We start from the raw sequence: 22,838 nt of genomic DNA, 5'->3' as shown, positions 1-22,838 counted from the left end.
TGCCCTGAGGTAGCCCTAAATAAAAGGAAGTACACCCTTATAGAACTTTTTATCTAAAAATTAACCACTTATCGGTTAAATTTTGATTAATTATAGCTAGATTGCAGATTCGCGGCGCGACCAGAACGAAACTCAATAATAAGAGAAAAACCCAACATCAATATCGTAGCGAGCATGGGGTGCAGAATTCCTGATACGGCAGCAAGTATTGCAACAACATTATATGCCCATACCAATATAAGACTATTGCGGATCAGACGATTAAGACGATATGAAAATCTAAATATCTGAGCAATCGACATTACTTTAGAATCCAACATAACAATATCTGCTGCAGGGTGTTCCAACTCGCTTGTATCTTTTATCGAGCGAAGAGCACCTAGGAGAATACCAACATTAGCAACTCGGAAACACTCATTAACTGAAGAATCACCAACCATAGCGACTTTAGCCCCATGGCTACGCACAGAACGAACAGTTTGCGGTTTCTGCCTCGGCTGAATACCTGCTAAAACATGAGATACTCCCATAGAGTCACCATAACGTCGCGCCACCGGATAAGTATCTCGGCTAAGCATGACGGTCTCTAAACCTAATGCTTCCATGGCATCTACTGCAGTAGTTGCATCATCTTTAGGAGAATCGTGCAAGGTAATCACACCCCTATCCTTGCCCTTCCAAGTCACAACCAATGGTGTTCCACCAGATACGGCTGCCGCAGCCAAACGGCCTTCTAACGAGGATAAGTCTTTCGGACGCCACAAAACAGCTTCTACAGTTCGCATTTCTGCTTCACCAGTACTGTCTTTTAATGGTAATTCTACTAATGCATGAAAATTTCCATCATGATCAAGCGTAATTTGTGATGCTTCAATCCAACTTGGAATGGAATCATCATGCAAAGCATCACGTGATTCTCGTGCCGCGCGAATCAGTGCACGTGCAACGGGATGCTCGCTCTCTAAACTCAATGCTGCAGCAACACGAACTACAAGTTCTGGATTCTCACCACGTTCAGCAGTTACAGTCTCCACATTCATTTCACTATCGCTGAGGCTTCCCCACCTATTCATGATCACCGTATCAACAACATCTAGCTCATGAATTGTCTGTGAATTCCTAATTAGCACTCCCCGACGGGCCATCGCTTCAATACCTAAACGAGAAGGCAAGGAAGAACACAAAGCAACTGCCACAGGAGCCACACAACCTAAAGTAGCTAAACTAGTAGCAAATGCCTGGTTAAGATTGTTTGTTAGCAAAGCCCACATAGCAAAAGAACTTGCAGCAATAACAAAAGAAATAGGAACAAGCACCGATGCTGATTGAATCGCAATCATGTCAGCCTTATTCTGGTTTACCGATGCATTCATTACCCATCGGTAAATTGCAGCCAACCAAGTTCTATAACCAGTATGTTGCACACGAATCTTTAGTGGTTTATCACCATTAACGCATCCGGCGTACACACTGTCATTAACTTTTACCATCATTGGTTCCAAGCCAATTGCCCGCGCATCAATAATCGCCGATCCGCCAATGACATATCCATCCACCGGAATTGTCTGTCTCGGTTCAACAATAATATCGTCACCTGGCTTTAACTTCTGCAATGGAAGCAATTCTTTATTAATTTTTCCTGTTTTGCGGTTCTTCACTACTACAAGAACTTCTGAAGAATACGCTGTTTTGAATTGATGAATCCACTCGAAATAACTCGGTCGTGTTTTTCGAATAAAAATACGCCCAATCAACAAAAACACTGTCATTCCACAGGCAACATCGAAAAAAAGCGCCCCATCTTCTAATTTTGTGGGATCCAAGGAAGTCCACTGAGGATTAGCACGATGATGCAAATCGCCAACACTTGTAAAAAGAATCATTGCTGCTGACCACAACCATGCTCCCAATATTGCTACCGAACTTGCAGCATCAAGGGCAGATTTAGCCCGCCTAGCGCCACCAATCATTGCTCGATGAAAAGGCCATGCCCCATAAAAAACCACAGGCGCCGACAGAGCCAAAAGAACATACTGCCAATAGTTGAATTGGAAATCAGGAAAATACCCAATGAGCATAACGGGAATAGTCAAGATTATTGAAACAATGAGTCGTTTTTTCGTCAATAAAGCACGCGCTGTAAAAAGAACGTCGCTTGGTTCTTCCTGAGATTTTTTAGCATAAGTATTCTCTTTAAAAAATCCACTAGTACGCGCTGACTCTAATTTCTTTTCCTCTTCTTCAGCTTGTCTACGAAGCTGAGAAGACATCTGCGAAATATAATTACGCCGACGATAGCGTCGATGAGATTGTTGGTATCGTCTGTCTTCAACATCTGCCCATGCTATCCGACGTCGAAGCGAGGAATCCGTTAAGGTGGCGGTAATTCCAAAATTAGCAAAAGCATTAACTATAGCCATTGGGTCTACTGTGCGTAAGGCAGTTACCCAAGCTGTTGCACTTGCATAAACAATACGCACGTCAATGCCAGCAATTGCATTAATTTCTGCTTCTACCTCGGCAATTGAAGACGCACTTGGTAGATTTTCCAATTCAAAAGAAAAAGAAGTGCGCCCGGAATGTAGTGCACCAACGAAAGCTTCATCAGGATCAATCGCATGCATCGTTGATGTGTTAACGCCAGCCTTTTCGGCGGCAACCTTTGCAGCCCTGATTGATGATTCCAAATCAGTATCTAATGAATGTGAAGATTTCTGCGATGGAACATCAACCATAATAAAACCTCTACGTATTATTTGAGGTTAAAGCCATAACCAGCTATAACCAAAAGGTTATTAATATCTAAAGTATTAACAACCTTTTTTAGATTAGGGATCACTTTTGATCTCAACCAAAAACAAATTGAAACATCAAGTATGCGCTTTGCGACACAGAAACTGCAAGACCATTAATACTTCAACCAATAAAGCTGATTTCGAAAAACTATGCCTTTTTCTCTATTTCGTTGTAAACCCAAGCCAAAATTTCTTTAGTTGATAGCACGTAAACAATAACGCTGCTTACTACCGCAATAATCAACTGAAGTACACCATCAACAGCATAATAGGCAATATGCAAAGAATTAGTCGGTTCGACTACAAAAACAAGCAATCCACGGAAGATCATGTAATAGCTTAATATCAACATGAAAAGCCTAGGAGTTACTGCTTTCATACCACCGTGACGCATTCTTCGACCCAAGAAAAATGCAATTATTAATATAACGACAGAGAAAGCAAAAGCTAATCCAATAGATAGCCAAGCAGCCAGAGCAATAAGATTATCGCCTGCATCCTGGTATCCAGAATCTTTTAAATTAGATGCCAATGCAAACTTTATTTCATCCATTGTCCCAATGGACATAGCTATATTTAATATCTGGTGTACTAATTCTAAAATTAAAAACACCATCCACACTTGCCAAAGAAACATTAATTTCTCAGGCAGTTTTGTTGTACTTGTCTCCGTTTTCTTTTCTAACTGTTGCTCAACCATTGGTTTTATGCACCATCTTGCAATTTTCGAGCGGCTTGAACCGCAAAATACGTAAGAATTTGATTAGCACCTGCCCGTTTGATGGACAATAACGATTCCATCATCACCGCATCAAGATCTAACCAACCATGTGCTGCTGCTGCATACAGCGCCGAGTATTCACCAGAAACCTGGTACGCGGCAACAGGAACACTACTAATCCGAGAAACTTCTTTTACAACATCTAAATATGATAAAGCAGGTTTGACCATAACAAAGTCTGCTCCCTCTGCTATATCCAGAGTAACTTCTAATAATGACTCTCGAAGATTAGCCGGATTTTGTTGATAAGTTCGCCGGTCACCTTCTAGAGAGGAACCAACTGCATCACGAAAAGGACCGTAAAAAGCAGACGCGTACTTAGCGGAATAAGCCATAATCGCGGTATCGCGAAAACCTGCTGCGTCAAGAGCTTGTCTAATAGCGAGGATTTGACCGTCCATCATGCCAGAAGGACTTACAATATGAGCGCCAGCTTGAGCCTGAGAAACCGCCATCGCTTGATACAAAGCTAAGGTCTCATCATTATCAACATAACTGTTTCCATAAGCATCAGTATTAAGAACCCCACAATGGCCATGATCGGTAAATTCATCTAGACATGTGTCGGTCATGATCAAGACTTCATCACCAAAATTTTTACGTAACACACCGGCAGCTCTATTAAGGATTCCATCCTGAGCCCATGCTTGTGTTCCTCGTGCGTCTTTATTCTCAGTTAACGGAACGCCAAAAAGATCAACGCATTTGATCCCTACTGAAACTGCTTCATCAACTGCTTCTACTAAAGAATCCATGGTGTGCTGATAGACCCCCGGCATACTAGGTATCTCCTGAGGATTATCTAACCCATCGACAACAAACATAGGCAGAATGAGATCAGCCGGACGAAGAGACGTTTCAGCAACAAGTTCACGCATCACAGAGTTGGTTCGCAATCGCCGAGGACGTCGAAGAATATGCTCAGTTGTTATAGGTTTCTTCGTCATAATCAATCCTTCCGGCAACGACTTAACTTTCACTAACACAAACGCAAATAATCATTATATTTTTTACGACTACGATACTGCACTAAAAACAATAAAAGCTTCTAATCAATACGACCAGCTTGTACATACTTCGCCAACTCCTCAATAAGATGGGGCACCGTAGAGATTTCTGGAATAACATCTACCCGAATTCCCAATTCGCTTGCTGCATAAGCAGTTTTAGAACCTATGCATGCAATCACAGTACGTTTATGCGGTCTACCAACAAGTTTTACTAAATTTCGTACGGTTGATGCCGATGTGAAACAAATTGCATCAAAATCTCCCCCGGTGATCCTTTCCTGCACATCTTGAGAAGGCACAGGCGCTAAAGCAGTACTATATGCAATAACATCATCTACTTGCCACCCTAGCTTTTGCAGGCCAACTGGCAATTCTTGCGTTGCGATATCAGCTCGCGGAAGTAATACGGATTTTGTTGGATTCGCTCGTGCATCATGTTGTGGAAAAATTTCCACTAACCCTGTAGCATGCTGATTTGTTTTTGATGGCTGTATATCCGTGCGAATACCAATTTTCTCTAAAGCGTTTGCGGTTTTGATCCCCACACAAGCTATCTTGACCTGATCAAAAATAGTTGTTGATAATCCAAGACGTCGTAACGAAGCTTCAAGTGCATTTACCGCATTAATACTGGTTACCACAAGCCACTGATAATATCCCTCTGCTATTTGACGAACAGCCATATCTATTGGCTTCAAATCCTGTGGTGGAACAATAGAAATTGTTGGTACTTCTGCTGGAAACGCACCTAACAAACGCAGTTGCTTACTCATTGAAGCTGCTTGTTGTGCCGAACGCGGCACAAGTACTTTCCACCCGTTAAGAGGTCTAAAATCGCTTTTTTCCTGATCAATGGACTTAATAACCATAAAATGGCCTAGCTCAATATATCTTTTGCCCCAGAAGCAATTAGTTTACTAGCTAATTCTTCACTAAGTCGCAGATAATCATTACTACGCCCTCGAATAATTTCCTTTAATACGCGAGTGCCATCTAACGCCACTACAACAGCAGTGATAATAATATCTTTATTCTCAATGAACGCATAAGCTGCAACTGGAGCAGTACATCCAGCCTCTAGACGATTGAGAACAATACGCTCTGCTACTGCACAAATCATAGCTTGCTCATCCAGAATCGAATTAATAGCCTCAATCGCTGCCTGATCATCTACTCGACATTCAATAGCTAATGCCCCTTGTGCCGGCGCAGGTACCATTTGCTCTGGCGAAAAAACTTCTGTAGCCATATCACCACGTTCTACCCGCAATAGTCCTGCATACGCCAATACGACCGCATCAAGTTCACCATTTTTCACACGGTCCATTCTCGAATCAATATTTCCGCGCAAACCAAGAATTTCTAAATCAGGCCGCAATACTCGCAATTGCGAAATTCGCCGGGGAGCACCAGTACCTACTTTTGCGCCTAAAGGCAATTGATCAAGAGTCAGGGAATCTCGTGCGACAAGACAATCTCTAGCATCTACACGTCGTGGAACAATAAGACGAAACCTAGCATCAGGTTCGGTAGGAAGATCTTTAAAGGAATGGACTGCAATATCGCACTCACCGCGGAAAAGAGCATCACGCAATTTTTGTGTAAAAACCCCCACGCCAATGCGTTCTACTGGCGCCATATTCACATCGCCTACTGTAGTTACTATATGCAGGTCACTATCAAACCCATTACCAACAAGGGCATCACGAATATGACCAGCTTGAGTAGTTGCTAACAAGCTTCCGCGAGTACCAATTTTAAACATTACGTTCCTTATAGGGTTTCTTTAAGTTTTTCAGATGCACCTTGAATTACTTCCGCTTTCGGCAGTTCAGCAACATCAACTTTTACGCCTGCACCTAGTCCAAATAATTCTTGTAATGCAGACTCATAACTTACTACCCCTTCCTCTGCTGCTAGTTCTTTAACTCTCACCATAGGCTGGTGTAAAAGTTTATCGACGACACGACGCACTGTCTTCTGAACCTCGTTAAATTCACGATCGCTCATATCAGGAGTGCGCGAATGCAAGCGTTCTAATTCATTACTAACTAATTCTGCTGCATGCCGTCGTAAAGCAGATACTGCTGGAGCAACATCTTTTACCCTTTGGGCAGAGGTATACGCAGCAAGCTCTTCGGAAACAATCCGCTGTGCATCACCTACTGAACCGGTACCTTCATATTTTCGCGCGTGTAATTTCTCAATGTTTACTAACTGAACCCCAGAAAGCACAGATACATCATCATTAATGTCTCTGGGTAAAGATAAATCTACTGCCATAAGCGATTCTCCATAATCACTCATATCAGCCGCACTTATTGTGTAAGTATTTGCTCCAGTTGCACTGACTACAATGTCAACGTCACGAAGAACACTAAACCGATCCTCAAAATCAACAACTATTGCTGGAACACCAGCTTCAACAGAATGATCAGCTAAACGTTGGGCACGATCTTTCGTTCGGCTTGCAATGATAAGCGAATCAATACCTAGTTTTCCTAGGTGAGTAGCTGCAAGCGATGCCATCGCCCCAGCACCAAGTACAAGTGCGCTGCGACCACGCAACGGTAACTCGATCTCGTGAAGATCATACAAATCCAGGACTTCATCGAACGCGAAGGTCACCATAGAGCCACCAGCTTCATCAATAGCTGTCTCCGAATGAACGCGTTTACCTGCGTGTAGTGCAGCTTGAACCAAACCATGTAAAGCAGCACCAACAGTACCCGCTGCAGTCGCATGCTGATAAGCGGCACGCACCTGACCGATTATTTGCTGCTCTCCAACTACCATGGAGTCCATTCCGCTTGCTACCACCATCATGTGTTCAGCAGCAGCATCAGCATAACGAACATAGAGATAGCTGCGCAGAGAATCAATCTCTACCCCACTCATCTCATGCAAAATACTTACCACATCAGAAACGCCCGTATGGAAACTATTGGTAACCGCATAAACCTCAAGGCGATTACACGTAGAAACAATCATCGCCTCGCTTAGGGAAGGAGAACTCACCAACTCGGCAACTGTTCGAGTCCGGATATCATCGGCCATACTGAGCTGCTCTAAAAGCGCTACGGGTGCTGATCTATGAGACATCCCCACAACAAGCACGCTCACTGTGCAACCACCGCTTTCAATTCCCTGCTAAGCCCAAGATAGTTTAATGTTCTCTTAAGCACATTTCTGCCCTAAATTTTTCCATCAATAACCTAACAAGAATACATCCACCAAAAGATGGATAGCTAGGCGGTTAGGTCGATGTATTAACGCTAGTTATTTTAGAGGGTTGCTACAACAAAGCCTGTGCTAACTCGTTATTATCAACTTCCCAACATGCAAATTCTTCACCATCTACAACGATAACGGGAACCCTATCGCCAAATTCTGAACTCAGTGCAGGATCTAAGTCAACATCTCGGATAATAAAAATCGCATTGTACTGTTTAATAACAGGTCTTATTTGCTCAGCTATCCGCTTACATGAACCACATGTTTCCCGCACCATTAACTCCACAATGTGTTGCACATTCATTCTCCTTCACACAGTACGATGAATCAATTAGATTACTCGTTTATTGGAGAAAGACTGCTACTACCATCATGAATTCCCATGCAGACGAAAATTGGCAGCTTAGCCCAGAAGAATTCCTTGCTGAATGGAGTGCAACACGCGGAAATTTACGCCGTTTTTTCGAAAAACATGCTTTGCCTCCAGTCAATAATATGACTCAACGATCTGCCGGTGAAGCTGCAGCAGCACAAGCCATTGCAGATCTTTATGGACTGGAATTTTCCGACTTTACTACTGGTCTTGAAACTGTTAGCGGTTCTTTTCAAGCTGCAATAAACACCTCCACAACCACACCTGACCCACACATCACTCCAGATAATGGTGTAGCTGCTTTCTTCGATATTGATAACACCCTCATACAGGGGTCATCACTCATCGCATTCGCTTATGGACTTGCTAAAAGACGCTATTTTAAAATCTCAGAAATTATCCCTGTGGCATGGAAACAAATTAAATTTCGCGTCACAGGATCAGAAAACTTCAGTGACATCATGGAAGGTCGACAACAAGCACTAGCTTTTATCAAAGGGCGTTCCGTTAAAGAACTAACTCAATTATGTGAAGAAATCGTTGATACTAATATCAGCGAAAAACTATGGCCAGGAACTCAACAGCTAGCCGAAGAACATATTGCACGCGGACAACAGGTGTGGCTAGTTTCTGCCACACCTGTACAACTGGGGCAAGTACTTGCGCAGCGCTTAGGTTTCACCGGGGCAATTGGTACTGTACCTGAGCAAAAAGATGGCTATTTCACTGGCCGTCTTGTTGGCGATATTCTCCACGGACCAGGAAAGAGCTACGCCGTTGCTGCATTGTCGAGTCTAGAACGATTAGACCTAAGCAAGTGCACAGCGTATTCAGATTCTATTAATGACCTTCCTATGCTCAACATGGTTGGCACCGCTGTAGCTATCAATCCAGATAAACATCTACGTCGAGTAGCAAAGCAAAATAACTGGCCGATCCGTGATTTTCGAAGTTGGCGAAAAGCTATCAACAACTACGGAATCCCAACGCTTAGCGCAGCTATATTCTTCTCCATAATTAAAATGCTTCAGCGTATTAGATCACAACTATCGGACTAATGATTCCGTCGCCTCGCCCGCCGTCGATTACGACGATCAAGATCTCGTTGTCGTTTAGTATTACTACTTTGAACAAAGCCTTTAGTATCTTTGCTGCGCACTAATTCTTGAAAACTAAAAGTAATTAAGCCTACTAATGCTTCTGCCCGTGTAATACCAAGTATCTCCGCGCAGCGCTGAATACAGTTCATAAGCAATAGTGCATCGTCTTTATCAAAAACACCAACGATAGACATTAACCCATTGGCAAGACGCTCTGTATAAACTCCAGGTTCATTACGATCTACACTTCGATTACTGCTTCTATCAGCATCCTTCTTTAACGATTGCACTGGAGCACCAGTATCTTGACGTATAGTCCTTAGCAAATAACCAGCACAAGGTAATTTCTGTCCCTGAGTTTCTGGACGAAACCGCTTACATAATTGCGTGTCTTTACCTATAATTTCTTTTTCACTCAGATGCTCATGTCCTTGTGCTAAGGCAGCTATCCTCCCAATATCAAAAGCACCGCTTTCTTTGAGATATAAGAAAAACTCAGGAACAAGACGCAAAAATTGAATAGCTTTAATATTTTTTCGGATTTCAGCAGCACCGAGTGGCAAATATTTACTAAGCTTCCGTGCCTCTGCCATAAGGTCTACTACTTCTGTAGCGACAATGCTATCCCAATATGCAAGCTCTTCTCGATTTCGCTTCATATGATACTTCGCGTGGACTGTATCATGTGGGTTGCAGTGACTGTAATAAACTTCTTCCACATTTTGTGAGGATGTCATTAAATACTCCTTGTTTTGGCACTGTGCTCGCCGCGGAATTACGACGTTCAAAGAAGTTAGACGCTTTTTTAGGCCTCACAGTGACAACCTCTCGTGAAAATTTTTTCTATTACCCCTAAATAAGGGATAAAAAATACCCACCCTTTTCCATTAGCTAAAGAGTGGGCATAGATATTCGACTTACTTGCCGAGTTTACGACGCTGAACACGAGTGCGGCGAAGCAGCTTACGGTGCTTCTTCTTGGACATGCGCTTACGACGCTTTTTAATGACGGAACCCATAACGGCAATCCTCGCTTTTCGTTGGTGTACGTACTTGCCTGCCAGCGCTCTTAGGTCGGAAAACAATGCAGCCGACGTGCACATCGCCTGCAAGCAGAACCAAGCTAATAAAATAGCCGGTCACCGTAAGAGACAAAGTGCTGACACGAACGCTGAATATCATACCGTTTACCTGCACCTTGTTACAAAAGTAGGGAAACCATTGAACAAATTCGCGCCGGTAAAGGGCATAAAAACAACCAAAAACCACTTTGAATTCCGTCAATAGTTCCTCTCAACATTATGTATGTTTGCCTACATTTAATGTTGTTTCTATATGGCAGCGATAAAACAAAATCGATATCACTTTCACGTGATATCGATTCTGAAGAAAAAACCAATTAACAGTTTTCTAACCTGCTTGATAGTACGAAGAGGATAAATACTCATTAACGGTCTTTTCATGAACACGGAAGGAACGTCCAACGCGAACCGCTGGAAGATCACCAGAGTGAACTAAGCGATAAACTGTCATCTTAGAGACACGCATAATCTCCGCAACCTCTGCGACAGTTAAAAAAGTTCCTTTATCTTCATTTGCCATAATTTTAACCCTTCAGCAAGTGGCGCGCTGCAGGCTTCCCCTCCCGCAGAACGGTCACGCACGTGCTTCAAAAAGCTTAGCGTGAACCCTGTGACTAATGCGACTTAAAGAGAAAAATTTTAATGCTGTGACACAAATTCACCCCTGAGGCTACAGAAAAGCACTGCTCTTAATGTTTTTTCACTCGGCAGCACAGAAGGCGACATTTGTCACAGTTGTTAAGGAGATGCTTGATTTTTATTATTTACCTAACTCTGCTGAACGCTCTGCACAAGCATGTGTAGCTCGATAAACAGCACCACGCAGTCCTGACTCTTCAAACTCACGAATAGCAGCTACTGTAGCCCCAGCTGGCGAGGATACATTCGCACGCAATATCACTGGTTCTTCATCAGTTTCAGCCAACATTGTTGCTGCGCCATAAAGAGCCTGCACACTAAGTTCACGAGCTGCACTACGCGTTAAACCAAGATTTACACCTGCATCTATAAGCGCTTCCGAGAGGAAAAATAAATACGCTGGTGATGAACCAGACATAGCGGTGACTGCATCCATATCGGTTTCATCAACTATTCGCACTTTACCCACAGAACTAAGCAAATCAACAACTTCACTAAGCTGCTCTTTACTGACAAATTTTCCAGCCGACAGCGCACTCATTCCCTGTCCAACCAACATAGGTGTATTTGGCATTACTCTTACTACAGGCGCCCCCACAGCTAGAATTTCTTCTATCTTCGCTGTTGAAATACCCGCAGCCATAGAAACTAATATTGTCGAATCATTGTTATCAATCACACTCGCAATCTCTTCAACAACAGCAATACTCTGCTTCGGTTTTACACATAAAAAAACGAAGTCTGCATCATCTACAACTGCCGCATTATCTTGAGAGGTTTGTACCTGATAAGTCTCCTTTAAATAGTGCCCTCGTTCTGCATTGCGATTAGTAACTCGAATATCTTTGGGATTATGCCCATTCTTAATGAGCCCAACGATAAGCGACTCACCAATTTTTCCGCCACCAATTACTGCAATAGTTTTCATACGTCCACCCTGCCACGAATAGATCTATCATGCACATAAAAGAAGCCGAAGTAAGAGTTACTTCGGCTTCTTTTATGAATGTTGTCAAATAATAAACAATGGTCCGAAAGTCATCACTAAACCAACGATTCCGGCTAACACCATACTTAGTCCATCACGATTAGTGCGAAGCGCATGAACTAAACCAATCATTGCACCAGTAACGGCTAGAGCAAGCGCAGCCACGATAGGCCGATTCAGGGTTTGCCATAACTGCTGGAACCCCAAAAATACGGCAACTCCAAGAACAATACCGACTACTGCCATACCCAATACACTCCGATAAGAAATCTTTTCCTCATTCTCATCCTCAGCAACTACTGTGTCATCAATCAACTCAACAGCCGGGGCGACGGTCTTAGTCTCTTCAATTTCAGCCAGCTCAGCACTAACTGGGATAACCGTTGTTGCAGCTTCATCCGGATCTACTGCAGGGAAGGTGTCAGTGGTTAACCGAACTGGATCGTCTTCACTAACGACGCTCAACACAATTGTTTCGTCATCACTTGGTGCAACAGACTTCTCAAAAGCTGTCTCTTCTGCTACAGCTGGTTGATCTTCTCCAGAAGCATGTGTAACCCCATCCTCTTGAGTAACAAGCTCTGCTTCAGCAAGTGTTTTCTCTTCGCTCAGAGACTCTGAGGTGTGTCTTCCTTGTTTCGGGGTTGCATCAACTTTAGGTAAGTTGCCTGTGAGCTCGGCAATCGAGACGCCACCCTCCTCAATACTTCGACGACGTCGACGAGGAGTGGAGTCTTGCGTTTTTTTACCTGATCGGGCAAGAAGCTCTGCAACAGTTAGTTGTTTTTCACTCATTGCGCTTTCTTTTCCTCCACTAGTCGGGTGGGTAGTCCTTGTTCGATACGTCGAAAGATAACTCCTTCGCGTAACGCCCATGGACAAATCTCCAAGCGTTCGATATTTAAGGCACGCATCGCAGCCTCAGCTACAAGCGCTCCTGCAACAATTTGATGAGAGCGATCAGCACTCACACCTTCTAATTCTGCCCTGTCTGCGGCAGTCATGCGAGAAATAAAGGCGATTAATTGTCGCAAACCTGGGGCAGTAAGTTCGCGAACGACATGCAAACCAGCAGAAGAAGGTGCCGCACCGGTAAGTCGGGCAAGCGTTCTAAACGTCTTTGATGTGCCCACAGCAACACGTGCCGAACCATGAACACGAAGATCCTTCGCTGCATCAGCAAGTTCAGCATCAATATAATCTCGTAAAAGATTTATCTTCTTTCGTGCAGGTGGATCGGTATGAAACCAATTATGGGTAAGCCGTGCAGCGCCTAAATCTAATGATCTCGCCACATCAGGTTCCTCATCAATTCCGGTAGACATTTCCAAAGATCCACCACCAATATCGAGGTTTATTATTCGACCAGCCGACCAGCCATACCAACGACGCACAGACAAAAATGTTAATCGTGCCTCATCTGCCCCAGAAAGGATTTGCAGACGCACCCCGGTCTCTTTTTCAACATGGTTAAGTACTTCTTCTGCATTTACTGCAGAACGCACAGCAGAAGTAGCAAACGGCATGATTTCTTCACAGCCTAATTGTGTAGCTAATTGCTGAGCCTCATCAACCGATTTTGTTAGTTTCTCAATACCACGTCGATTAATCGCTCCATCTTTGTCAAGAAATTCAACAAGTTTCAACGTGGTTTTCCAATCACTCATCGGTGACGGTCTGCCGCCTTGTCTAGCATCAACCGCCACCAGATGAACCGTGTTGCTTCCCACGTCTAATACACCTAATCGCACTCTTTCAGGTTAGACGGTAGCGTGTCCAAGTGTGAATTACAGTCAGGATTTCGCTTCGCAATCAGTCTATTTAGGCTTCCCTCTTTCCTCTCCAGCAGCTAATTCCATCACAGCGGGAAAAGAACTTCCTCCTGATTTCCCAAGGCAATGGTTAGAATTTGTCGATGTCCAAGATCCCGAACATATTTTCAGCATCGACTTAACATGGCTTGAATCACACTATTCTTGTAAATTCGGTACTCCAGAATGTCAAGGCATCGATAGTGAGCTTGCTGAAGTTGGATGCTGTAATCATGGGGCTTTTCTTTCTGATGAAGAAGACCGCAATCAGCTATACAATGCAGTTGTAGAAATGCCAGCACGCTTCTGGCAATACCGTCCCCAAGAAATAACCAAATTTATCACCAGTGCACACACTGATATCGAACCATGGTTGGAATGGGATGAGCTTGATAACGAAGAAGGTATTGCCGAACCCGCACTAAAAACAAAACTTGTCGATGGTGCTTGTATCTTTGCTAATCGTCGTGGATGGGATACAGGTATTGGTTGCGCAATCCACCAATGGGCACTCGCAGAAAATAAAGATTTAACCATTGTCAAACCAGAAGTATGTTGGCAACTGCCTTTACGTCGGCTAGAAGCTTATGAGACACGCGCTGACGGCATCGAAATTCTTCGCACCACGATTACTGAGTATGACCGACGCGGCTGGGGTAATGGTGGCGAAGACTTCGATTGGTACTGTACAACTGCCCCAACATGCCACACTAATACTGAACCACTATGGAAAACATGTGCATCGGAACTCATTGCACTGATGGGAGAGCACAACTATAACTACGTCGTTAAAGTATGCACACAGCGTGCCGCAGCACGTACATTAATGCCAGAAGCCTTTACTAGCCACCCTGCTACACAATATGCACAAACACATGACTTTGATACCGATTAACTTTAGGCTTCGAATTTATAGCCCACTCCGCGCACAGTTAATAAATGATGTGGCTGTGAGGGCTCCTCTTCTATTTTGGAGCGCAAACGTTTAATATGCACGTCGAGAGTTTTTGTATCTCCCTCGTAATCAGCGCCCCAAATGCGATCAATCAATTGTCCACGGGTAAGAACACAGCCCATATTCCGCATCAGATATTCCAAAAGATCAAACTCTTTCAGCGGCATCGCAATTTCTTGTCCGTTTACTGTAACTAAATGACGTTCCAAATCCATATGAATACGTCCACCTATTAGAATCTGATCATCATAATTTTCCTCGACGGTAGCCTCACCACCACGACGAAGGACTGCTCTTACTCGGGCAATAAGCTCACGTGAAGAATATGGTTTGGTCACATAATCATCTGCACCAAGTTCTAAACCAATAACTTTATCGGTTTCAGAATCTCTAGCGGTTACCATAATGACAGGGACAGTGCTTAATTCACGTAGGCGTCGACAAACTTCTGTACCGGACATACCTGGCAGCATAAGATCAAGTAGCACAATATCAATGCTATTGTTTTCAAATTCCACCAATGCAGAGGGGCCATCAGCAGCATGACTAACCTGAAATCCTTCTTTTTTCAACAAAAAAATTAGTGGTTCGGCAAGGGATTCTTCGTCTTCAACTAACAAGATAGAAGTCATACGCCCATATGTCCTTGTTTTCGCTTTTCGATGTTCTGAATCAACAGGTACGCCACGCTTAAGTTTAATTCCGACAGTGCAGAAATAACACCATTATTTACTGCATGCCTCGATAAATCGGCAGCTTCATCGTAAACGTTGCCCCTTTCGATAACTCTGAGTGAAGAGTCACTTCGCCATCATGGTTAGCTGTAACATGCTTAACAATGGCTAGCCCTAACCCAGTTCCGCCAGTCGACCGGGAGCGGGCCTTATCTACTCGAAAAAAGCGTTCAAACACCCGTTCCTGATATTTTGGTGCAATACCAATGCCTTGATCTCTAACTTGAATATGCACAGTATCTTCAATTACTTCCGTAGCCACGATCACTGGCATTTTTGCTGGTGAATAATTAATCGCATTACTAATCAGATTGCTTACTGCAGTAACAAGTAAGAGTCGATCTCCCATTACCATCGCACCACTTTTATTTTTTCTCGTCAGCACAATCTCGGCTGCATCCGCAGCAACTTTATTCCGGTTAACTGCGTCAGAAACAATATCGTCGACAAGCACTGGCTGCATGTCTGGAAGAGCTTCTGCACCTTGGAGCTTAGATAAAGAAATCAGTTCGGTAATCATTTCACCAAGCCGCAATGCTTCTTTGTGAATAAGTGTGGCGAAATACTCCACATGCTCCCGGTCATCAGTACCCTCCAAAAGAGCTTCGGTAAGCAATGCCACCCCGCCTACGGGTGTTTTTAACTCATGCGAAACATTAGCAACAAAATCACGTCGCGCTGCTTCCATGCGAACATTTTCAGACTCATCGGTGGAATAAATAATCACAAAGCAATCGTCATTCAGGACAAGCGGTTGAATAATTGCGCGCACACTTGTAACCCGAAGTCGTTTTTTTATCGGGGTGAAATCACAAATACGGGTTTCTCGATCAGTAAAGCACTGTTTCACTAAGGGACGAATTTCTTGGTGCAACATCTGATTATGTACCACACCCATATCCTGTGCACGGTAATTGCACAGGTTGATATCTTCATTGTGATCAATAACCGTAATCCCAATGGGAGCTTCCTGCACTGATAGCTGTAATACCCGACTAACCGCATCAACGTTTTTGTACCGCGATGTGATTCTTCGTCTCATCCCCTGAAATGCCAGTAGGGCGAGACCCATAAGAGTCACGCCCAACAAAAATGCTACTAATGTTGTCACCAGCTACTACTGTAGCTGGCTTGAACAAATTTTACTTCCCACCCTGTGCTGCAACGGCAGCAGCTCCAGCTGCAGCGGCAGCTGGATCAAGATAAGTACCACCTGGGTTTACAACTTCACCGTCGGCAGTCAATTCATAAACTAGTGGAATACCGGTAGGAATATTAAGCTCTGCGATATCGTCATCAGAGATATTGTCCAAATGTTTGACTAGTGCGCGCAAAGAATTTCCATGTGCAGCAACAAGAACAGTCTCACCGTTTTTAACCCGAGGAAGAATTTCCTCCTCAAAGTAAGGAACGAATCGCACAACAACATCTTTAAGGCATTCGGTACGTGGGACGGTCTCAAGATTTGCGTAGCGAACATCATTTGCTTGCGAGTACTCGTTAGCATCATCTAGCTCTGGTGGTGGAGTGCCATAAGAGCGACGCCACTCCATAAACTGCTCGTCACCGTACTTCTCCTTGGTCTCTGCCTTATTAAGACCTTGCAATGCACCATAGTGGCGCTCATTAAGCCGCCAGTCGCGAACAACTGGAATCCAGTGACGATCTGCTGCATTAAGTGCAATATTTGCAGTACGGATGGCACGACGCAGCAAAGAGGTGTACACGACGTTTGGCAAAACGCCAGCTTCCTTCATTAGCTTGCCGCCATTTTTTGCTTCCTCTTCACCCTGGGCGGTGAGGTTAACATCAACCCAACCCGTGAATTGATTAGAAGCATTCCATTCAGACTGTCCGTGGCGCAGAAGAATCAGTTTTCCATTACTCATATTTCACAGTGTGCCACGGTTACCGATAGTAGTCATCCTATAACCAAAAATGTGGGATTCTTTACACTTCTGCCCGTTTCTTTTTGCTTATCGACGGCCACATCACGGTTCCATGCCACTTGCTTGCCGACCAGTACACTCAGATATTTCAGCCAATGTCGCAGAAGAATACACTTCAATTAATTTTGATGCCGATGCGGTCCAAGAAAAATTCGCTGCATGTTTTACCGCATTTTTACCCATCTTGATCCGAGTCTCATCATCATCGAGTAATTGCCCTAATGCATAAGCCCAATCATGTGGGTTATGCCCGTCAACAAGTACTCCGGTAACTCCATCAGAAACCGCAATTGGTAATCCACCCACACGGCCTGCAATTACTGGTGTGCCGCTAGCCTGGGCTTCCATAGCAACTAAACCAAACGATTCATTGTAGCTAGGCACAGCAACAATATCTGCTGCCTGATAAATACTAACCAACTCTTGTGGCGGACGCGGATCCAAAAACCGCACTCGATGCGCAATACCTAAAGACTTCACCATATCCTTGTAGTAATCCACGCTTGCTAGCGCTCCAGAAGCACCACCACAAATAAGAACACGTAAATTGCGTTGCGGATCATGCTCAACTAACTCACTGACTGCTTGCAACAAAATATGAGGCCCCTTAAATTGCTGCAATCGTCCAACAAAAGCAACGACTTTTGTATGCAACGGTATACCTAAATTACGCCGCGCCACTTCCGTATTACGATTCGTTCCTGGAGTAAACAATTGTGTGTCAGTCCCCGGCGCGATCACCGCTACCCGATTAAGATCCGCATCATAATGACGAACTAAATCCTTCGCTTCTTCACTGGTGTTAACAACCAATACATCGGCATTATCGACAAGTTGTTGTTCGCAAATACGTCGTGCCTCTGATTCGGGAGTATCGTTTTCGCCACGATGAATATTTTTTACCGTCGCTAAGGTGTGCGCAGTATGCACAAGCGGTTTTTCCCATAGATCACGCAACAACCAACCAACTTGTCCAGATAACCAATAGTGCGAATGAATAAGTTCATAAACAACACCTTGACACTTAGAAAATTGCACAATCCCACCTGCAAAAGCAGCTAACTGGGTAGGCAATTCTTCCTTATTGAGCCCTTCATAAGGACCCGCCACGATATTAATTACCCGTAAACCTGGCTCAACATCTACTATCTCACCTTGGCTAGCTCGAGTAGCGCGGGTGAAAATATCTACTTCAACGCCTTGTCGCGCGAGATTACGAGCAATGTTGAGTACATAAACATTCATGCCACCGGCATCACCTAAGCCAGGTTGAGTCAGCGGAGAAGTATGCATAGAAATCATGGCAATACGCATGACCAACATTCTATGCATGTATGCAAGAATCATCGTCGAAAAGCAAAAACATCTAGCTCAATTGCTATTTTTGCTAAGCTCACACACAGTACTTACTATTTCGTAACTTTTAAGGACATTTCAATTGTCAGCATATGAATCCAAAGCTTGGTTGCAATACTACGGCGAATGGACACCACACTCACTCGATTACTCATCAACAACACTGATTGATATTTACAACAATAATCTTGCTCTCAACGCAACTAAACCTGCTACTTATTTCTTTGGGCGCAGCCAAAATTACGGCGAGTTAGATAAACAGGTTCGCGCAGCCGCTGCTGGTTTACGTGCACTTGGTGTTCGCGCCGGCGATCGAGTTGCGCTTATTCTGCCTAACTGCCCACAACACATCGCCGCCTATTTTGCGATACTCAAACTCGGCGCTATCGTCGTCGAGCATAATCCGCTGTATACCGCACATGAACTTGAAGCACCTTTCCAAGATCATAAAGCACGAGTAGCTATCGTGTGGGATAAAGCTGCTACTACTTTAGAAAAATTACGCCACAGCACACCGCTAGAAACCATTGTTTCAGTCAACATGATTAATGCCATGCCACCACTGAAGCGATTCGCACTAGCTCTTCCAATAATGAAGAATCGGCACGAGCAAATCTCGATGCCGGCAGCAAACACTATTCCATGGGAAGTGCTTATTTCTGACGCAATGGGCGGTAACGGAAGCGACATTTTTGACCCGCAGATCACCACCGACTCCGTTGCGGTTATCCTGTACACCTCCGGGACAACTGGTACCCCTAAAGGAGCCCAACTAACCCACGGCAGCCTCTTTGCCAATTTGCTACAAGGCAAAGCATGGGTACCACATCTTGGTGATAAGCCAGAACGTTGTCTAGCAGCATTGCCATTTTTTCATGCCTATGGACTAACTATTGTGCTTAATTTAGCGGTATACATCGGCGGTGAAATTGTTTTATTACCGTCACCACAAATTCCATTGATTATGGAGATCATGAAAAAGCACACTCCCACATGGGTACCGGGTGTGCCAACGCTGTATCAAAAAATCGTGGAAGCAGCAAAAGAAAAAGGTATCTCAATCTCTGGGGTGCGCAATTCTTTTTCTGGAGCATCGACTCTGCCAAGCCACGTCGTTGAAGACTGGGAAGCCCTTACCGGTGGACTTCTTGTTGAAGGCTACGGTCTTACCGAAACTTCCCCAATCATTGTAGGCAATCCAATGAATACCAATCGACGCCCCAACTACGTAGGTATCCCTTTCCCAGATACTGAAGTGCGCATCGCTAATCCAGATAACCTCGATGAAACAATGCCCGATGGTAAAGAAGGCGAGCTACTTGTACGTGGCCCCCAGATATTTAAGGGATACCTCAACCAACCAGAAGCCACAGCAGCTAGTTTCCACAATGGTTGGTACCGCACTGGGGATGTCGGAATTATGGAAGAAGATGGCTTTATCCGCCTCGTCGCCCGTATTAAAGAAGTCATTATCACTGGTGGTTTCAATGTTTACCCAGCAGAAGTTGAAGAAACACTAAATGCCCACCCCGATATTACTAATTCAACGGTAGTGGGTTTACCTCGTGAAGACGGTTCCGAATATGTCGTTGCAGCAATCACATTGCGCGAAGGTGCTGCCCTAGATCCAGAAGGACTAAAAGAGTTCTGCCGTGAAAGGCTCACTCGCTATAAAGTACCGCGTACTTTCTATCATTTCGAAGAGCTACCATCTGATCAGCTCGGCAAGGTTCGCCGTCACGACGTCCGCGACATCGTGTTAAACAGAATCAACAATTAAAAAATGCCCGCATAGAAGTTCTATGCGGGCATTTTGCTACTGATTATCTTTAAAAGGATGCTGCTGGTACAACCTCAGTAATTCATAACCATCTGAACCTGAAATCGTCGGCACATCATGCACAGCGTTAGAACGAGTACCTGATAATTCCGAAACTGTGCCATGGGATAGCACATGCTCCGTTGGCGTTAATTCCCGAATCGCAATCCCTTGTACCAGCTCGGGATGATCTACTGCCGCCTCACCATAAGTGAGTGGATCATGTTGCCCATTGTCGCCGATAAGTATCCACTGAATATCTGGATACTCAATAAAAAGATTGCGTATTTGTACCTTCTTATGCTCTTGACCTGAACGGAAGAGTCCCGTTGGCGTTGGGCCCCAATCGGTAAGCAGTAGTGGGCCAGGTGGGAAATTATGCTTATCGATGAACCGAACTAAAGTGTCGTAGGTATTCCAAGCTCCCGTCGATAAGTAAAAAACAGGCGCTTCCGGGTATTTGCTCAATATCTCCTGGTAAAACTGGCTCATTCCATCTACCGGTTCACGACTGTTCGTGTCCTTCACCCAAGAATTCCAGGCGGCAAGCAAAGCCCGTGGTAGCCAAGTCACCATAATCGTGTCATCAATATCAGATATCACACCGATTTTAGTCTCTGGGGCGACAATAAGTACCTCTGTACTCACATCTTGAGCCCCTTCAGCACTAATATGTACCTGCTGCCAACCAGTTGCTAAACCATGATCGTGAATAATGACATCGAAATAGCCATTAGCATTACTCAATGTGTCAACTATTTGCTTGCCAACTTTTACTCTTACCGGCACCCCTTCTACTTGTGCAGTAAAAAATTGTCGCCAACCACGCTGAACATCCTCACTCAGGTTTTTCAGCGCACCATCACGGAAATCGATCAGAAGCGAATCATCTGGATCCTCCATAAGAATTCGCCCAATCACATGCACTCTGTCTTGCGAACCAAACCCGCGATAAGGAACAATACTGCGCTGCCACCCAGCTTTTTCTTTTTTAGCTACGTTATAGCGGTTATATGCATGTTCGATGCTGCGCACAATATCTGACAAGCCCATAGTTTTACAGCCTACTGGTTTTACTCTGAGCAACGCACAAGTGAAAAAGCAATTAAACTTAACTAGTTATCGATACTTACCCCTACCCATACAGGCTCAGGTTCTAATAACACCCCAAATCGTTGCTGAACTTTTGCGCGCACATCACGAGCTAATTCCACCAACTCGGCAGTACTGGCACCGCCTCGATTAGTTAAAGCCAATGTATGTTTCGACGACAATCGCACCAAGCCCTGCCCAGGGTAGCCTTTCGTCAAACCAGCTCGATCAATCAACCATGCTGCAGATAATTTCTTTTTTCCCCCAGCATCAAAACACGGCATAGTTTGTGCATCAGCCTCACTTAAAGAAGCCCGCACTTTTTGCGCAGTTTCAACGCTAACAATCGGATTAGTAAAAAATGAGCCCGCTGACCACGTATCATGGTCCGCTTCGTCATAAACCATCCCTTTTCCACGACGCAGTTCCATAACCGCATCACGCACTAATCTCGCATCCACCCGCAATGTATCACCCTCAGTATCAACCCCAAGTTTTCTTGCTAACTCACCAAAACGCAGCGGAGCTGAAAGTCCATCAGTAGTAAGCTGCAACTCAATTTCTAGTACTACTGCCCGATGCGTGAATTTAAGATTGGAATAACGATAAGCCAACTCCAATCCACTTGCTGGTACCCACGAAACCTCACCAGTTGTTCGATCATAAAGTTTTACTTGGGTCAAAACATCAGCAATTTCAACACCATAAGCACCCACATTTTGCACCGGTGTTGCCCCCGCTGAACCCGGGATACCAGATAAACACTCAATTCCACCTAGACCCGCATGAACGCTCGCTGCTACAACATCATCCCAACAAGCACCGGCTTCAGCACGAACAATGCCGGTATCTGGGTCGATAGTAATTTTTTTGGTGGCAACAATCACTGCACATATATCTAATGCGCCGTCTGCGACAACTAAATTCGAGCCGCCTCCGACAATGAGTTGTTTAATGCGGTTATCGTCGAAAAGCTTCACCACTTCGCATAAGGCTTCACTTGTTGTGCATTCCACAGCGCATATCGGGGTTCCACCGAGATGCAGAGTAGTTAATTCCGCAAAATTTGTTTCCCGAATTTCGCTTCCGGGAATGGATTCGAGTGCCATAAATGTGTCTC

Annotated in this window: 22 protein-coding genes; 3 read left to right on the top strand and 19 right to left on the bottom strand. The window is 44.4% G+C overall.

Going from position 1 to position 22,838, the window contains the following annotated elements; translation table 11 throughout:
- Positions 1–86 precede the first annotated feature (86 nt).
- The 7 genes from UL82_RS01245 to UL82_RS01215 all read right to left on the bottom strand — a co-directional run bounded on the left by UL82_RS01245 (position 87) and on the right by UL82_RS01215 (position 8,124).
- Entirely contained in the window at positions 87–2,735 is a 2,649-nt protein-coding gene (locus UL82_RS01245; protein WP_046438579.1) for a heavy metal translocating P-type ATPase, read from the bottom strand.
- A 208-nt stretch (positions 2,736–2,943) separates the two neighbouring features.
- A complete protein-coding gene (locus UL82_RS01240; protein ID WP_046438578.1) occupies positions 2,944–3,495 on the bottom strand; it encodes a hypothetical protein in 552 nt (183 codons plus the stop codon).
- A 5-nt stretch (positions 3,496–3,500) separates the two neighbouring features.
- On the bottom strand, positions 3,501–4,523 hold the full coding sequence (gene hemB, locus UL82_RS01235) for a porphobilinogen synthase (RefSeq protein WP_046438577.1): 1,023 nt from the start codon (positions 4,521–4,523) through the stop codon (positions 3,501–3,503).
- A 101-nt stretch (positions 4,524–4,624) separates the two neighbouring features.
- Positions 4,625–5,455, bottom strand: coding sequence for a uroporphyrinogen-III synthase (locus tag UL82_RS01230; protein WP_052735833.1), 831 nt, complete (start codon positions 5,453–5,455; stop codon positions 4,625–4,627).
- An 8-nt stretch (positions 5,456–5,463) separates the two neighbouring features.
- Complete coding sequence (hemC, locus tag UL82_RS01225) at positions 5,464–6,351, bottom strand: hydroxymethylbilane synthase (protein WP_046438575.1); 888 nt, start codon at positions 6,349–6,351, stop codon at positions 5,464–5,466.
- Positions 6,352–6,359: 8 nt separating this feature from the next.
- A complete protein-coding gene (locus UL82_RS01220; RefSeq protein ID WP_046438574.1) occupies positions 6,360–7,709 on the bottom strand; it encodes a glutamyl-tRNA reductase in 1,350 nt (449 codons plus the stop codon).
- A gap of 172 nt (positions 7,710–7,881) precedes the next feature.
- The gene (locus UL82_RS01215; RefSeq protein ID WP_046438571.1) at positions 7,882–8,124 is read right to left on the bottom strand and encodes a glutaredoxin family protein; all 243 of its coding nucleotides are present in this window, start codon (positions 8,122–8,124) and stop codon (positions 7,882–7,884) included.
- A gap of 65 nt (positions 8,125–8,189) precedes the next feature.
- Here UL82_RS01215 and UL82_RS01210 point away from each other — a divergent pair, with 65 nt between their 5' ends.
- On the top strand, positions 8,190–9,251 hold the full coding sequence (locus UL82_RS01210; RefSeq protein WP_395922710.1) for an HAD family hydrolase: 1,062 nt from the start codon (positions 8,190–8,192) through the stop codon (positions 9,249–9,251).
- On the opposite strand, the gene UL82_RS01205 is transcribed toward UL82_RS01210, so the two are convergent.
- The 6 genes from UL82_RS01205 to UL82_RS01180 all read right to left on the bottom strand — a co-directional run bounded on the left by UL82_RS01205 (position 9,248) and on the right by UL82_RS01180 (position 13,753).
- Positions 9,248–9,952 (bottom strand): hypothetical protein, encoded by a 705-nt coding sequence (locus UL82_RS01205; protein WP_126316372.1) that lies wholly within the window; start codon positions 9,950–9,952, stop codon positions 9,248–9,250. The genes UL82_RS01210 and UL82_RS01205 overlap by 4 nt on opposite strands.
- A gap of 258 nt (positions 9,953–10,210) precedes the next feature.
- Positions 10,211–10,312 (bottom strand): 30S ribosomal protein bS22, encoded by a 102-nt coding sequence (locus tag UL82_RS10760; protein WP_003402602.1) that lies wholly within the window; start codon positions 10,310–10,312, stop codon positions 10,211–10,213.
- Positions 10,313–10,703: 391 nt separating this feature from the next.
- Positions 10,704–10,895, bottom strand: a complete 192-nt coding sequence (locus tag UL82_RS01195; RefSeq protein WP_046438564.1) for a helix-turn-helix domain-containing protein — start codon at positions 10,893–10,895, stop codon at positions 10,704–10,706.
- A gap of 240 nt (positions 10,896–11,135) precedes the next feature.
- On the bottom strand, positions 11,136–11,942 hold the full coding sequence (gene proC, locus UL82_RS01190; RefSeq protein WP_046438563.1) for a pyrroline-5-carboxylate reductase: 807 nt from the start codon (positions 11,940–11,942) through the stop codon (positions 11,136–11,138).
- Positions 11,943–12,026: 84 nt separating this feature from the next.
- Positions 12,027–12,797, bottom strand: coding sequence for a hypothetical protein (locus UL82_RS01185; protein WP_046438562.1), 771 nt, complete (start codon positions 12,795–12,797; stop codon positions 12,027–12,029).
- Entirely contained in the window at positions 12,794–13,753 is a 960-nt protein-coding gene (locus UL82_RS01180) for a Ppx/GppA phosphatase family protein (RefSeq protein ID WP_083966376.1), read from the bottom strand. The genes UL82_RS01185 and UL82_RS01180 overlap by 4 nt, the downstream gene beginning before the upstream one ends.
- Before the next feature lie 31 nt (positions 13,754–13,784).
- On the opposite strand from UL82_RS01180, the gene UL82_RS01175 reads away from it, so the two are divergent.
- Entirely contained in the window at positions 13,785–14,708 is a 924-nt protein-coding gene (locus UL82_RS01175; RefSeq protein WP_046438558.1) for a hypothetical protein, read from the top strand.
- 2 nt (positions 14,709–14,710) lie between these two features.
- Here UL82_RS01175 and UL82_RS01170 read toward each other — a convergent pair whose 3' ends face one another.
- From UL82_RS01170 to mshA, 4 genes are all read right to left on the bottom strand, one after another.
- Complete coding sequence (locus tag UL82_RS01170; protein WP_046438557.1) at positions 14,711–15,400, bottom strand: response regulator transcription factor; 690 nt, start codon at positions 15,398–15,400, stop codon at positions 14,711–14,713.
- Between the two features lie 97 nt (positions 15,401–15,497).
- Positions 15,498–16,613: a sensor histidine kinase gene (locus UL82_RS01165; RefSeq protein ID WP_126363938.1), complete on the bottom strand. Its 1,116-nt coding sequence runs from the start codon at positions 16,611–16,613 to the stop codon at positions 15,498–15,500.
- 31 nt (positions 16,614–16,644) lie between these two features.
- Positions 16,645–17,391: a phosphoglyceromutase gene (locus tag UL82_RS01160; RefSeq protein WP_046438554.1), complete on the bottom strand. Its 747-nt coding sequence runs from the start codon at positions 17,389–17,391 to the stop codon at positions 16,645–16,647.
- A gap of 102 nt (positions 17,392–17,493) precedes the next feature.
- Entirely contained in the window at positions 17,494–18,765 is a 1,272-nt protein-coding gene (mshA, locus tag UL82_RS01155; RefSeq protein WP_407921683.1) for a D-inositol-3-phosphate glycosyltransferase, read from the bottom strand.
- Positions 18,766–18,889: 124 nt separating this feature from the next.
- Here mshA and UL82_RS01150 point away from each other — a divergent pair, with 124 nt between their 5' ends.
- The gene (locus tag UL82_RS01150; protein WP_046438552.1) at positions 18,890–20,587 is read left to right on the top strand and encodes a long-chain-fatty-acid--CoA ligase; all 1,698 of its coding nucleotides are present in this window, start codon (positions 18,890–18,892) and stop codon (positions 20,585–20,587) included.
- Between the two features lie 36 nt (positions 20,588–20,623).
- Here UL82_RS01150 and UL82_RS01145 read toward each other — a convergent pair whose 3' ends face one another.
- Positions 20,624–21,679, bottom strand: a complete 1,056-nt coding sequence (locus UL82_RS01145; protein WP_046438550.1) for an App1 family protein — start codon at positions 21,677–21,679, stop codon at positions 20,624–20,626.
- Positions 21,680–21,741: 62 nt separating this feature from the next.
- Positions 21,742–22,827, bottom strand: a complete 1,086-nt coding sequence (locus UL82_RS01140; RefSeq protein WP_083966375.1) for a UDP-N-acetylmuramate dehydrogenase — start codon at positions 22,825–22,827, stop codon at positions 21,742–21,744.
- Positions 22,828–22,838: the final 11 nt, after the last annotated feature.

The sequence above is a fragment of the Corynebacterium kutscheri genome (assembly GCF_000980835.1).
Classification (GTDB): domain Bacteria; phylum Actinomycetota; class Actinomycetes; order Mycobacteriales; family Mycobacteriaceae; genus Corynebacterium; species Corynebacterium kutscheri.
This window is presented reverse-complemented; position numbering and strand designations above follow the sequence as displayed.